Consider the following 13,361-nt stretch of genomic DNA (forward strand, 5'->3'; position numbering starts at 1 on the left):
TTATCGCGCTTTTTAGGTTAAGAGGCATGGGGTTGAACCATGCGGGTTCGTTGGGTAAGGAGCCTCCTTGAAACCGTCCACCTTTGGGTTAACCCCGTTAAAAGAGAACTTGGTACCTTGGCTAAAAGTGCTGTGGCGGTGGCCCGAGCAGCACGAAACCCAACGGGTCGAATTCCCTTGGCCGGCCGCGCTTTGTTTGATGGCGACGGCGTTTGCCCTGCGTTTGGGTTACCTCTTCGACTACGGCGTGCTGCTTTTTCCCGACGCCGTTTACCGCTACCTGCCCGTGGGAACCCACGTCCCCGAGGTTTGGTTGGGTTCTCTTTACGACACACCCGGTTATCCACTGCTCATCGCGCTGGTTCACCACACGGTGGGCGTGATGCCGGGTTTGTTGGTGGTCCAAAACCTGTTGAGCACACTCACGGTCGGCCTTTCGCTCGACCTGGGCCTGCGCCTCGGTTTGGGTCGCTGGGCTTGGCTGCCGGCCTTGGCCCTGACACTGGGTCCCAGCCAAGTCGCCTTCGCCAACATCCCGCTGTCCGAGGTGCTGTTCCTGTTTTTCACCACCGCCTGGGCCTGCCTGTTGGTGCGCTGGCATCGGGATCGCGGCACCGTTTACTTCCTGCTGTTGGCCTTGGTTACCGCCTGTCTGATCCTGACCCGCGCCAACGGTCTGCTGTTCCTCGCGGTAGCCGCGGGTTTGGCGCTGTGGAGTGCGATTCTGTGGCGTCGGGCCATGGTTTTTGCCGTCGCCGCCGCGGCGGTCGTGCTGCCCGTGGGTGCGTGGATCGGTTTTAACGGTGCCCACCACGGTTTCTACGGCATCGCGCAAGGTTCCGGCTGGCAATTTTTGCAAGCGGTTGCGTACCACGATTTATTGGATCCGCAAACCTTGCCCGCGCCTTTTAACGAAAACTACCGCGGCCAAGCCACCCTGTACGAAATGCGCGCCCAGCATTTTCAACCGGGCGTTGCGCGCGCCGGCCTGGTGCCCTACGACGCTTTGTACGGTTCGCTGGCACGGCGCAACGTCGCGGCGCAACCCGCCGCGTACCTCGGCGCCGTGTGGGACAGCGCCTTGCTCCCGATGCGGGAAACGCGCGACATGGCGCGCGCCGTGTACCACCAGGGTTATTGGGAGCATCAATACAGGGTCACCGCGTCTTCGAAATGGCATACTTGGATGAAACCCTACCAAGCCTTGCCGCGCCGTTCGTTTTTTGATGGGCTGCAACCGTTTTCGCTGTCGTGGGCCTATCCACTGTTGTTGCTGATCAGCGCGCTGGTCTGCGTGAATCGAATCCTTCGCCAGGATCTGTTTTTTGCCATTTTGTGCGCGATCCCCGTGGGCCAACACCTGTTGTTGTCGTTCTTGCTCAACCCCATCGACCGTTACTTTTTCCCCATGGAACCCTTGCTCCTCGTCGCGGGCGTTTGCGCGCTGCGCGGTTGCGCCCCGGTTTGGGCCAAGCTGCAGGCGCCGCGTTGGTTGTTTCGGTTCGGGACCCACAAAAAACGCGCTGCCGAAACGGTTTTTACCCAACCGGAAGCCGTCCCCGTTGCCAAAAGTGGCGCCAAGAAATTGGTGATTGTCCCCGCCTACAACGAGGCGCCGAACCTAATTAACCTGGTCACGCGCCTGTCGCAATTGCGCGGCTGGGATTACGTCATCATTAACGATGGTTCGAGCGACGATTCGGCCTATGTGCTCGAGCAGCTCCAGGTGCCCCACCTCAACTTGCCCGTCAACCTCGGCATCGGCGGGGCGATGCAAACCGGTTACCGCTACGCGCTGCTGAAGGGTTACGATTACGCCATCCAAATCGACGGCGACGGCCAGCACGATCCTCTGCAAATCAACGACCTTTACGCGCACCACCATTTAGGGGATTGCATCATCGGGAGCCGCTTCATCCTGCGCGAGGGCTACCAAAGTTCATTCGCGCGGCTGATCGGTATTCGTATGATTTCGGCCGTGCTCCAATGGACCGGCGGCAAGCGCATCCACGACCCGACCTCGGGGATGCGGTTGGTGAACCGCCGCGTGATTCGCCTGTTCGCCGAATACTATCCCCACGATTTCCCCGAACCGGAATCGGCCGCGATGCTGCTGCGCGCCGGCCTGCGGGTGGCGGAGGTTCCGGTGCAAATGCGGGCCAGGGGTGAGGGCGAAAGTTCGATTCGCGGGCTTAAGTCCTTGGCGTACATGGTGCAGGTCCTGCCCAAAATCGTTTTATCCAGTTGGTTCCAGAGGTATGTATGATGACGATCCCAACCATCATTCCCGCGCTCACAATCACCTTCCTGGCCGTGTTCTTTTGGCTGCTACGCCGCACGGTCAAACGCAACTTACTCAACCAAAACTCGCTGTTAATGTGGTTCGGGGTCTGTTTGTTCCTGCTGGGGATGGCCGTTCTCCCCAGCGAGGTCATCGCAGTGAGCAAGCGTTTGGGTTTCGAAACCGCGGCCAACGCGTTGTTTTTCTTGGCCATCGGGTTTTTGATGTTCCTCAACCTGCTGCAATCCCTGGAGATCAGCCGCTTAAACGGCATGCTGGTGCGTCTGGTGCAACACGTCGCCATGGAAGAAGGCCGCCCCACCCAAGATCCAAAACCCGCCGGCCCGGAATAAGCGGGAAGGATTGAACCGTGGGGGCACGTAAACACGAATTCGGTCGCTTTGCCATGCCGCGCATGGACGGCGCTGTCGTTTTAAACCCTGTTTTTGAAATGGGTGGTGATCGGTAAACCGGTCCTTCCAACGTAAACCGCTGGATCAGGGCACCCGGTGCGAAACACGGCCTAAGTTGGGGTGAGGTCCGGGTCGGCCATTGTCGGGCGGGGCGCCGCCGCGTTGTGTTGGGTGTGGTGGGTGTAAAAGGTTTCGATGGCGGTGACGGCCGCCGCCGGTCCGTCTTCTCGGCGTAGGTGGTCGGCCAGGGTTGCCGCGCCGGCGCGCATCGCGGCGGCGTTTCCGAGCAGGTGGCGGATGCGTTCGGTGAGCTGGGATTGGCTGAGTTTCTGTCTGGCGAGGAGCGGTGGGCCGAGGTTGCGGCGTGCCACCATGTCGCCCCAATAGAATTGGTCGAGGCTATGGGCGATCACGATTTGCGGGACACCCGCCTTGGCCGCCGCCGCGGTGGTGCCCGCGCCGCCGTGGTGCATCACGAAGGCCGCGTGAGGGAACAGGTGCTCGTGGGGGATGTAGTCCGCGCACATGATGTTGGGATCATCGCCCGCGACCAGCCGGCCCCAGCCGCGCTGGATAACCATGCGTTGGTTGGTTTCCCGCAGCGCTTCGATAACCATTTCGGCGGTGGTTTTGCCGTCCGCGCTGTTCCCGCCCATGGAGCCGAAACCGATCACCGCCGGCGCCGGACCCGACGCCAAGAAACGGCGCAGTTCATCGCTCAATTCGTAGTCTGGTTCGCTCAGGGACCATGGCCCGGTTGCCACCGTTGCCGGCGGCATGTTTTTGGGCAAGATCGCCAGGTGGGGTGAGGTGGCCAGCAGGTTGAGGTGCGGTGACATCGAGAAAAAACCCAAATCCTTGCGTTTCGAGCCAACCTTGCGGCCGAACCGGTTGATGCCGCGGAATAGGGTTTTGCCCATCATCCAAATCAGGAAGCGCCAGGTCATTTTGTTGAGTGGGGCGCCCAAGTTGGCCGTGCGTAAACCACGCGGGACAAAACCTTCGTTGGGCATGCCGAAAGGGCCGGGGATGCCCTGGACCCAGGGCACCTTCGCCAGCTCCGCCGCGATTTGGGCGGCCCAGTCGACCTGGTGGCAGATCACCAGATCGCATTGCTTGATGATGGCCAGACAGGCTTCAAACCGTTGTTCGATGTCGCGGAGGAAGAGCCGGTCGATGGATGACTCGGCTTTGTCGTTGAGGTTCTTGTCCTTCACGTCGTCGTAGATTTGGGTGAAAAAGTCCGCTTCGATGTCGGGCGGGATCGGGGTGAAGGGAATCCCGACCCGGGTCACTTTTTCGCGGTAGCATGCGTAGGTACAAAATTGGACGGCGTGGCCGGCCGCTTGGATTTGCTTGGCGAGGGGCAGGTACATGTGGATATCGCCCATGGTACCCAGCGTAAACAGTGCCGTTTTTAACGGTTGCATCGATTCATACTCCCGGCTTTTTCGACCCGGCCTGGTTGATTTAGGGACAGGCTTGGATTTCGTCCAAATCAAAGTAACCGTTGTAGCCCTTGAGGTAGACCGCGGCGCGGTGTCCGAACAGGACGACGGCTTCGGTGCGGGTTTCCAGTGGTTGGTCTTTGATGATGTCGGAAATGACGCGGGTCCCCAAACCGTGGCGCCGGTTCCAGTTGTTGACCTTTTCCTGGGCGCTTTGCGGTGGGGTTGCCTCGGACGTTGTTTGGACCGCAATCGGTTCGGGCGGCGGCGTTTCGATCCGCGTCGCGGTGGCTTGGACGGGTGGGGCCGTGGCGGCGGGGGGTGGTTCGGCCGCGCGAATTTTGGCCAGAATCTTGGTGAGCACGTTGCCGTGGCCCACTTCCTCAAATTCGGGTTCGCCTTGTTGCATTAAATAACGCATGCTTTCGTACCAGCGAACCGAACCTGTCAGTTGTTGCGAGAGGTTGTCGATCAGGTCCTCGTCCCGGTAGGGCAACGCCGAGACATTGGCAATCACCGGGATGTGCAACGGCTGGAAGGTGAATTGTTGCAGGAATTCGGCGAAGGCGTCGCGGATCGGTTGCATCAGGCGCGAGTGGAAGGCGGCGCTGGTGTTGAGCAGCACGTATTTCATGTCGCCTTGTTGGAAGAGCGGTTGTGCCCGTTCAATTTGTTCGGTCGCGCCGGAGATCACGATTTGGGACGGGCTGTTGAAGTTGGCGAGATCGATTTGGTCGAGGCCGTTGTCCCGCAAGATTTGTTCAATCGTTTCCTGGGAGGCGTTGATCACCGCCGCCATCTTGCCGTTCGTGGTTTGGCTCATCAACTGACCGCGTTTCTGGACGAGGCGGACACCGGTTTCAAAATCAAAGGCGCCGGCCGCGAACAAGGCGTTAAATTCGCCGAGGCTGTGGCCCAACACATAGTCGGGTTTGGGTCCTTGCGCGGTGCGTTTCAAATAGTCGAGGGCGCCGACGACAAAAAGCGCGGGTTGGGTGAACTGGGTTTCCTTGAGGGTGCGTTCGGCATCCTCGGTGCAGAGCGCTTTGATGGAATAACCCAAAATCGCGTCGGCTTGGGCGGTTAACTCGGGAAAGGCGTCGAACAGATCGGCACCCATGCCGCGCGCTTGGGCGCCTTGGCCGGGGAACATCATCGTTTTCATGGGGACCTCCAACATGGATATTTCGCGGTAGCTCAGTGAAAAGGACGATTGGTGCGGTTACCCAATCGCGGCGATCAAGAAGGGCGTGGGGCGCCGATGCAGCGAAGGTAACCTGTTGTTTGGTGTGGCTTTATCGTGGCTAATCATAAGCGCCGCTTCCACCCTGTGTCTAGCCGTTGTTCGTTGCCGGCGGCCTTTACGTGCTTGTGCAAAATTACGCCCGATGCGGCTGTGCCTCAAGCCGTGCAGGGTCAACGGTTTCACCCTGTCACGCTTCGCTTGGGTTGCGCCTACACAGCAGGTGCACCAAAAAAGCGCGCATTGGGAGAATTTGGTCACCCATGTGACATCCTGGGGATAAATCTTCGGTTTTACCAAGTTACCGCAACCGTTCCGTCGTCGAACCTTTTGAAATCTGGCTGTTAAGTAGGGTGGACCAAGTGGAATTTGTGGCGCAACCACAACTAAGCACTCGGCCGGCGGAGTGAAATGATATTGACGTTCCATCAAGTCATTTTTATCGACAAAAACAAAAACGAAACAGATTATATTATGATATATAAGTTGTGCGATGTGATACGGATTGCCGGCGAACCCTTCTCGGCTAAGGTTTTGTTTGCCGGCTACCTAATCGCGCCATTTTAGGACTTATGGTTCGAGGAAGGGAACTTATCTTCTGTTTTTTTGTAAGCTATTGGTTTTTATGGAGTTATATTGGTTTGTGTTCTGGTGTGATATCTTCGTGAGGATCCTAGTAATATCAGGGGAAAAGGTGATCAAGATCCCGAGTAGATAATGGGAGATTTTCAGCTTGCTATCGGTCAGAAGTGTGATATGTTTCTGCATGCAAAACGGTGATTTTGAATGTGTACGAACGGCTGGAAGAATGTTTCCGAGAAAGATTCGAATTCAGAGAGGAAATTCCGAAAGAATAAGGATGATTTCGATGATCTATTTGGTTAATTCTTAAGCATCTCAAGTCCTGCGGTGCATCAGTCGTTGCTTTACATAGGGTTTTTTGATTTTTCAGGAGAGGTGCTTTATGAAAAGAATTTTTCTGTTGACTATGGTTGCTGTTTCTTCTCTCTTTCAGGTCAACGGGGGAGATAATTACGAATGCATCACCTTAAGCGCTGGAGGTGATTTGCAATGTACTGTTTGCCAAATTTCGACGGTCGACGACAATGGAAATAAAATTTTCATTGGGAACGTCGTCTGGTGCCGTTAAACACTGAGGCGTGTGATAAGCGCGAGGGGAATAAGCGAAAACCACCGTGAGTTATTGCGCTTCTTAGGTTTGATAGTTCTTGACGTCAGAATCTAATCAACGGCAACCCTCTGGATGAATTCGAGCGGGTTGCCTTTTCTAAGGAAGGATATGCTTCAATTATTATTTTTGGTCTTGCTAGGGGCTGATGTTCCAGATCGAATTTTTGTTATAGGTGAAACCGTAAAAGACCTTGAGGTCATTAGTGATGATACAAGATTGGGGATGATCTCGCATGTTGCGAGCCATAAAAACCGTATTGTTTTTATGGACGAGGAACAGTTGAACCTTTGGTTTATTCATCTTGGAACGGGCGAGATGCGGGTTTTTGGCAGGAAAGGTGAGGGACCAGGTGAGTTATCCAACAAAACCCGCTGCCTTTGGATTCGAGACGACAGAATACATGTAACCCACCGGCAGGGCTTCCGATGGGATCGTTTCACCTTCGATGGTGGCCTCTCCGCCACGGAAGCCATACCTGGCTCTGGTGAATTGTGGTTTTCGGGTCCGAGCGCGAAAGTTTTACGGGACAAGGGCTCCTTTCTTATTCAAAGCGAAAGCGGAACCGTTCGAACTCCGGGTTTTCCTGGTGCACAATTTGGCGTAAATGCAAAAGGCGTTGTTTTAGGCCGGTTCTTCATGGCTGCAACCACCACGGCAAACGATGATACGATTTCCTATAAAATTTTCAATACCAAAGATGGTGTTCTTCATAGTGAAGATGTTTTAAATAAAAAGCTTCCGAATCATAAAGGTGGACTTCCGATAGATAAACTTAAATTACTTAAACAGATGGGCGCTGAACCAGAGCACTTTTTTGTCCGAAGTGTCACTTCTGTTGTTGGTCACCCACTATATGGTTTTCTTCTGCTTGAATACAGTATCCACCCGCGATCAGAGCCACATGAACAATTCTCGATCATTCATCGAATCGATCCTCGCTCTAATATTCAAGAGACCTGGCGTGTCAGCCATAAAAATCCAAGCGGCACCTATGTGTTTTTTCCTCTTGATGATGAACAATGGCTTGTTTATGGCGATAAGCTGCGCTGGGTTAGGGTGAAAGAGAAAAGCACCGCGGTGAAAAAGTAATAGGATTGTTTTCTTGCTGAATCAAAGGCAATAAATTGGAGGCCCCTGGTGCCTCCTTTTTGATCTGAGAGATGAAGGTCGACCGCGTCGATTCCACCCTGGACGCGCGCCTATTCGGAACCGTGCCTCCCCAGCAGGTTGTGGTTATTGCGCTGTTTCGGGTACCGCAACTGTGCCGTCGTCGAAGCGAATTTCAGTTGGTGGCAGCCCTACCGATTGTTTGCATGAACCTTTTCGCTTTGTTTTTCTGGGGCCGGTGTCTGTCGCTGAAGCAAACCATTCTGTGTTGAAAGGAAGGTCAGGTCGCCCTTTTTGGGTAGCTCGCGCAGAACCAGGCCGCCATCAAGGCGCCAATGCGAAGCCATTCTGCCTGTAGATTCTGGTCCAGCATGTTGTACAGCCTGGCCGGCTTTAGTTTGTTCATCCCTGCAACGGAATCTCTCAATATCTGGGGGCCCAGCCCGGCAAAGAGCAAACATTCACAATGTTTGGGGTCTTTGCAACCCGGATTGATTGTGCAATGGTTTTTGATTTTTGAACCTGGCAAGGATTGACACTGCTGTTGCCAATAGTGTCGGAACTCGGATTGAGGAGGCTCGTGGGCCACTTTTCCGTAATTAAGCCCGTCTTTCATGTCGAGGTAAGCGCGGCAATCCGATGCACCCGACTGTTGCAACTCATCCAGAAATTGAAGCGCTGGGCCCTGGTGAGGATCCGCGCCGCGGGCTTGGGTGAACACCGCGTTGGGAATGAGGTTCTCTCCCTCGCGAACATCAAGAACGGCATAGCCACACAGGGGTTGAGACAAATCGTCGGCGTTTTTTACCGCCTTCGCCGTATCTCCCAAAGCACCCTTGGGATGTTTTCGATCACTATCAACCAAACAGAAACACAAACGTTTTTGTTGGTCTTGTATGTGTTGGTAAGCCGTCCCGGTTGTAGAACCGCCGCCCATTTGCGGTTCCGTGTGCAAAGCGAGGCGGGCCAAACCCTTTTTGTGTTTGTATACTTCCCCAATTTTTTTGAACAGTGCTTCGTCATCGAGATGTTCACATAAGAAAATCGTGTGTTGGATCACCGATGAATGGGCGAACCAGGAAGCGGGCAGCGTGCCGACACGACCCTGGTTTCGGATTTCGGCAGGGCCGTGGGCGGTAATCTCAATACGATAGGAGAAATGGTTGATCAAATTACCAAGCTGCGTCATCTGGCCGTGCTGATACTGAAAGCAAGACCTCGCGCGTTCGCTGAGCTGGGGGAGTTTTGCAAGTGTCCCCAAGACCGATCGGTCGCCTACCACCAAATGGGAGCCTTCGTAAATGGCCAGAGCGATATTCTCAAGTGCATCGCGAATTTCGTTTGGAACATTCTCTTGGCCGGCCGCAACAACGAGCGAAGGATCCAAACAGAGCAGCATTGCGGTTACACCATGTCCGGCTGAAAGAACCCATAGGGCCAGTTGGTGAGGTAACCGTTTTCATCGTAGCCGGAAATCTTGACGTGGGTTGGTTCGCTTGGCGCATTCTTTTCAAAAATAACCACGTTGATATCTTCTGGTTGGTTTTCTTTTTCCGCGATGCGGTTACCAAAACGGTTGACGATCTCTTGACTATGGGTTTCGATGATCAGCCGCAAGTCGATGCGGTTCTCTTTCGCTGTTTCAATCGCGGCGGCGAAACAATCGGCGAGTTTGGCCTGGAGCGCAGGGTGAAGGTGCAGCTCCGGTTGCTCGATGGCAAAGTAGACGGTTTTATCCTGCAGACCCTTGTCGGAGATGAGCACCCATAATTGCGTCACGATGGGTAAGAGTTGCGAATAACCAAAACCCATGTCGGCGAGGTTGGTGTTTTTATCGCCATCGTGCAACTCAAGGAAAAAATGGCCCTCGGTGATTTTAGAAGACACTTTAAAGTCGAAGTGGAAATCGGTCCAGTTAGACAGGGCTTCTCTTTTCTTTGGAGAAAGACTGCGTAGAAACATGGCAAGGTTTTCGCCGCGAAAATCAATATCATTAACGGCCAAATCTTGGATGCGATAGTAGCGCTGTGCGGTGGCTCTGATCGGGGCAAGATAGCGAATGCCTGAAAACTGGTTTAAAAAATGGTCTACACGACGAAGAAAAGGATTTAATCTGTACAAAATAAGGTAGTTGCGAAATTGGGTGAAAGGTTTTGAAGAGAGGGTCCAATCATTCGGTATATCTTTCCATGATTTCCTGTTCGCTGGGGATTTTATGGATTGGAGTAATTTTTTATCTGGGAGAAGAAGGGTTACTTGTGAATAGATCGATTCTATGATGGTAAACATATCATGCGTCAAGTGTTCCTTTGAAAAATCTTGGAAGACCTGGGCTAGTTTGGTTCTATCCAAAAGTAATTCTAGATTTGAAAGCCTGAACGAAGTTCTCGATAGGTCGTCCAAGGCATGCGGGAGTTCACTGTGGTCGGTAAAGAGGTAGGAAAAGTCTTCGTTATTTATGATTGTTTTGAAAGCACGCGGGTTTTGTGAAAAGGAAAAAATAAGCTCGTGACCCATGTAGTTTACTTTGACCTTTTTGAGATACGTGAAGTGGTTGGCCGAGCGGTTTGAGAGCCAGATTTCGCATCGTAGGTTCCAATTCGTTGAGGGGTCGTCATCTGTTTCGTGGCCGGGTCCAATTTGGCCCTCGAAACTTAAAGTGATTTCGGTGTTTTTTTCTTTTGACTTGTAAACGGCTTCCGCGAAACTGCCGAAATCGACCAGGCGCCCGTTCCACAGAATGGGGCCGGTGGTTGGGGTTTCCAGGCTTTGGCGTAAAAGCGGGAACAGGCGCAGGAAGCTGCTTTTTCCCGAGCTATTTCGACCCAACAACAGGGTGATGGGTTTGATATCAACCCAACCGGTGTCTTTGAGGGAGCGCAGGTTTTCGATGCGAATTCGGTCCATTCGGGCATGCCTTCACTTAAAAGTGGCTCTATCTTAACGCATCCAAACGCTTTCTTTTCAAGAGATGAAGGATTCTCCCGTGGACGCGCGCCTTTTCGGAACGGTGCCTTCCCAGCAGGTTGTGGTTATTGCGCTGTTTCGGGTACCGCAACCGTGCCGTCGGCGACTTGGAGGTGCCAGAGTTGGGCGTAGGCGCCCGCGGCGGCCAGCAGTTCCGCGTGGGTGCCTTGCTCGTGGAAGGCGCCGTCTTTGAGGAAGTAGATGCAGTCGGCGTTGCGTACCGAGGAGAGGCGGTGCGCGATGATGATCGTGGTGCGCTGTTCGGCCAGCCGCGCCATCGAACGCTGGATGGCGGCCTCGGTTTCGTTGTCGACCGAGGAGGTGGCCTCGTCGAGAATCAACACGGCCGGGTCCTTGAGCACGGTGCGCGCAATCGAGATGCGCTGGCGCTGGCCGCCCGATAACTTTTGGCCGCGGTCGCCGATGACGGTATCAAACCCTTCCGGCTGCTCGTTGACGAAATCCATCATTTCGGCGGCTTCGCAGGCGGCCATCACTTCCTCGCGGCTTGCCTCCGGTCGGCCGTACAAAACGTTGTCGTAAATCGAGGTGTTGAACAGGAAGGTGTCCTGGCTGACGACGCCCACGCTGCCGCGTAAGTCGGCCAGGTTGAGGTCGCGCAGGTCGTGGCCGTCCAGCAGAATGTGGCCGCTGTTGACGTCGTAAAACCGCTGCAACAATTTGATCAGCGTGCTTTTGCCGGAACCGGTCGGTCCCACCAAACCGATGGTTTGGTTGGCGGCGACGGCGAAGTCCAGTTCACGGAAGATCTCGGTATCGCCGTAACTGAAGTCGACCTTTTCGAAGCGAATGGCGCCGGTCACGGTTGCGCGGTCCAGCAATTTGCCGCCGCTGACGATGCGGGGTTCCACGGCCATGAGTTCGGCGATGTTGCGGGCCGCCTGTTGTGCACTTTGGTATTGGTGCTGGACCTGGTTCATGCCGGTGGAGGCTTCCAACATGATCGGGGCCAAGGTCATTTGGACCATCACCTCGGCCAAGGAGAAGCGGCCGCTCATCATGCCGTGGCTGGCGTAGACCAGGGGGGCGCAAATGCCGATGGTAAAGGCGTACACGTGTTTGGACAGGAACTTGGCGTTGGTTTTTCCCGCCACCGCTTGGCTTTCCCGCAAGCGATCCGTCTCGGCGTCCAGGCCCGCCGCCTCCCGGTGTTCCGCCACAAAACTTTTGACGGTGGCGGCGCCGTTGATGTTGGCGCTGAGCCGGTGGTTGACCTTGCCTTTGGCGATGCTGACCGCGCCGAAATCGCGTCCCGCGTTTTTGTGGTGCTCGCGGTCGAGGTAGTAGAGGTAGGGCGCGGGCAGCAGGGTCAACAACAACGAGACCGGCGAAACCACGGCCAAGACCCCGGTGCCGACGCCGATGGTGAGCCATTTGCGCAAAACGGTGCGCGGTGTGAAGTTGAGGAACTCCTTGATTTTGTCGATGTCGCCGTCGACGATGCTCATCAATTTTTGCGGTGTTTGGTCCTCGAGGTAGGCGGAATCCATGGCTTGGATTTTGTCAAACACCTTGGCGCGCAGTTCTTTTTCCGCTTCCTGGCTGTACTGGTCCCAGGCGATGCTGGTGCGGTAATCCACGTAAGATTCAGCGGTTTTTAAGGCGAGGAAGCTCGCGCCGAGGAACACAAACTGGGATGTTTTGGTGGTGAGGCCGATTTTGGCGAGGAGCGGGAAGCCGTTGGAAAGCGGGGTGGCCACCAAAATGCCGAGCGTCACCGGGCTGAGAATTTTGAGCAGGGCGTCGAGGCTGCTGAGCGCGACGGGTTTGTTTAGCTTGCCACCCAGGGCGTCGCCTTGCCCAACCACGGCGACCAAGTCCTTGTCGAGCAGGCGCGCGGCGGTGCGGGCGGTGAAGGAGGGGTCCCATTCGGGGACGGCTGCTTCACCGTCCTTTTGCGGCACATCCAGCGCGTTAAGCAGGGCTTGTTGCAACGCTTGTTCGATGTGCGGTTTGAGCTGACCGGCGCTGTAGCGGCCCGCATCGAAATGGACCAGAATCCGACCGGTGACGGGGTTGGCGCTGACGCGGCGAATGCCCTCACGGCCGCCCAATTCTTGTTCGACCGCCTCGGCGAGGAGGGGGCGTCGGTGCAGGGGGCGAACATCCCAGCGTTCGCGGCCGAGACCGGCGCTGCGTAGGCGAATGGTGCCGCGATGGGCGGAGTTTTTGCTCATGGGGGTCCCTCTTGAAAAACAACGATTGGGGTGCGAGGACGTGTGGCGACAACGCGTTTCGGCGACTCCTCGTTAAAACAAGGGTTCGGTTCTTCCAAATAGGCAATGGAAAAGGCGCCGATGATGTTGATTGGGAGCATGAAAAAGAGGGGGCACGAAGCAGAACCTAGCAGATCACCTCGTAAATAGCCAGGCGAAAGTGAATGTGGTTTTTGGGTGAGGGATCGATGAAGTCATGGTGGGGGCCGCCATGTTTGTGCCGCGGGGCGGTATTTGCGCCCCGTGGTAGTAATTACTTTAAAACTTGGGTTTAACGGCGGGGGGTTCACCTTGAAAAGTGGTTATCCTGTAACCGCCCTCGTTTCGGGATTGTCACCCTGGGTCTTTTTAAGCTTGTCGCGGCCCGAATTCAGACGTTAGAATAAAAAAGCCCACCCCTGAAAATCGATGCTTTTGCTGCACCTGTCCTGACAATCCATTAGTAGTTTAAGCTGGTCATATATGGTGACTGA

8 protein-coding genes are annotated in these 13,361 nt (G+C 55.1%); 3 read left to right on the plus strand and 5 right to left on the minus strand.

The window, feature by feature from the left end; genetic code table 11:
* The first annotated feature begins 67 nt into the window (after window positions 1–67).
* Both J3U88_RS04890 and J3U88_RS04895 read left to right on the plus strand, forming a co-directional pair.
* Window positions 68–2,266 (plus strand): glycosyltransferase, encoded by a 2,199-nt coding sequence (locus J3U88_RS04890; protein ID WP_207857231.1) that lies wholly within the window; start codon window positions 68–70, stop codon window positions 2,264–2,266.
* Complete coding sequence (locus tag J3U88_RS04895; protein ID WP_207857232.1) at window positions 2,263–2,634, plus strand: DUF2304 domain-containing protein; 372 nt, start codon at window positions 2,263–2,265, stop codon at window positions 2,632–2,634. The genes J3U88_RS04890 and J3U88_RS04895 overlap by 4 nt, the downstream gene beginning before the upstream one ends.
* A gap of 170 nt (window positions 2,635–2,804) precedes the next feature.
* Here the strand turns inward: J3U88_RS04895 and J3U88_RS04900 are convergent, their stop codons facing one another.
* The gene (locus J3U88_RS04900) at window positions 2,805–4,124 is read right to left on the minus strand and encodes a glycosyltransferase (RefSeq protein WP_207857233.1); all 1,320 of its coding nucleotides are present in this window, start codon (window positions 4,122–4,124) and stop codon (window positions 2,805–2,807) included.
* 40 nt (window positions 4,125–4,164) lie between these two features.
* On the minus strand, window positions 4,165–5,307 hold the full coding sequence (gene fabD, locus J3U88_RS04905) for an ACP S-malonyltransferase (protein WP_207857234.1): 1,143 nt from the start codon (window positions 5,305–5,307) through the stop codon (window positions 4,165–4,167).
* A 1,378-nt stretch (window positions 5,308–6,685) separates the two neighbouring features.
* Here fabD and J3U88_RS04910 point away from each other — a divergent pair.
* Window positions 6,686–7,666, plus strand: coding sequence for a hypothetical protein (locus tag J3U88_RS04910; RefSeq protein WP_207857235.1), 981 nt, complete (start codon window positions 6,686–6,688; stop codon window positions 7,664–7,666).
* 298 nt (window positions 7,667–7,964) lie between these two features.
* Here J3U88_RS04910 and J3U88_RS04915 read toward each other — a convergent pair whose 3' ends face one another.
* The 3 genes from J3U88_RS04915 to J3U88_RS04925 all read right to left on the minus strand — a co-directional run bounded on the left by J3U88_RS04915 (window position 7,965) and on the right by J3U88_RS04925 (window position 12,849).
* Window positions 7,965–9,083 carry a hypothetical protein gene (locus J3U88_RS04915; protein ID WP_207857236.1) on the minus strand — a complete coding sequence of 373 codons (1,119 nt, stop codon included), beginning with the start codon at window positions 9,081–9,083 and terminating at the stop codon, window positions 7,965–7,967.
* 5 nt (window positions 9,084–9,088) lie between these two features.
* A complete protein-coding gene (locus J3U88_RS04920) occupies window positions 9,089–10,591 on the minus strand; it encodes an AAA family ATPase (protein ID WP_207857237.1) in 1,503 nt (500 codons plus the stop codon).
* A 125-nt stretch (window positions 10,592–10,716) separates the two neighbouring features.
* Window positions 10,717–12,849, minus strand: coding sequence for an ABC transporter ATP-binding protein/permease (locus J3U88_RS04925; RefSeq protein ID WP_207857238.1), 2,133 nt, complete (start codon window positions 12,847–12,849; stop codon window positions 10,717–10,719).
* Window positions 12,850–13,361: the final 512 nt, after the last annotated feature.

This window comes from Acanthopleuribacter pedis (genome assembly GCF_017377855.1).
GTDB lineage: Bacteria > Acidobacteriota > Holophagae > Acanthopleuribacterales > Acanthopleuribacteraceae > Acanthopleuribacter > Acanthopleuribacter pedis.

What these genes read in the sequence shown, in the direction of transcription:
- J3U88_RS04910 (WP_207857235.1), top strand. Translation starts at nt 6,686, where the DNA reads ATGCTTCAATTATTATTTTTGGTCTTGCTAGGGGCTGATGTTCCAGAT.
- fabD (WP_207857234.1), bottom strand. Translation starts at nt 5,307, where the DNA reads ATGAAAACGATGATGTTCCCCGGCCAAGGCGCCCAAGCGCGCGGCATG.
- J3U88_RS04915 (WP_207857236.1), bottom strand. Translation starts at nt 9,083, where the DNA reads ATGCTGCTCTGTTTGGATCCTTCGCTCGTTGTTGCGGCCGGCCAAGAG.
- J3U88_RS04920 (WP_207857237.1), bottom strand. Translation starts at nt 10,591, where the DNA reads ATGGACCGAATTCGCATCGAAAACCTGCGCTCCCTCAAAGACACCGGT.
- J3U88_RS04925 (WP_207857238.1), bottom strand. Translation starts at nt 12,849, where the DNA reads ATGAGCAAAAACTCCGCCCATCGCGGCACCATTCGCCTACGCAGCGCC.
- J3U88_RS04900 (WP_207857233.1), bottom strand. Translation starts at nt 4,124, where the DNA reads ATGCAACCGTTAAAAACGGCACTGTTTACGCTGGGTACCATGGGCGAT.
- J3U88_RS04895 (WP_207857232.1), top strand. Translation starts at nt 2,263, where the DNA reads ATGATGACGATCCCAACCATCATTCCCGCGCTCACAATCACCTTCCTG.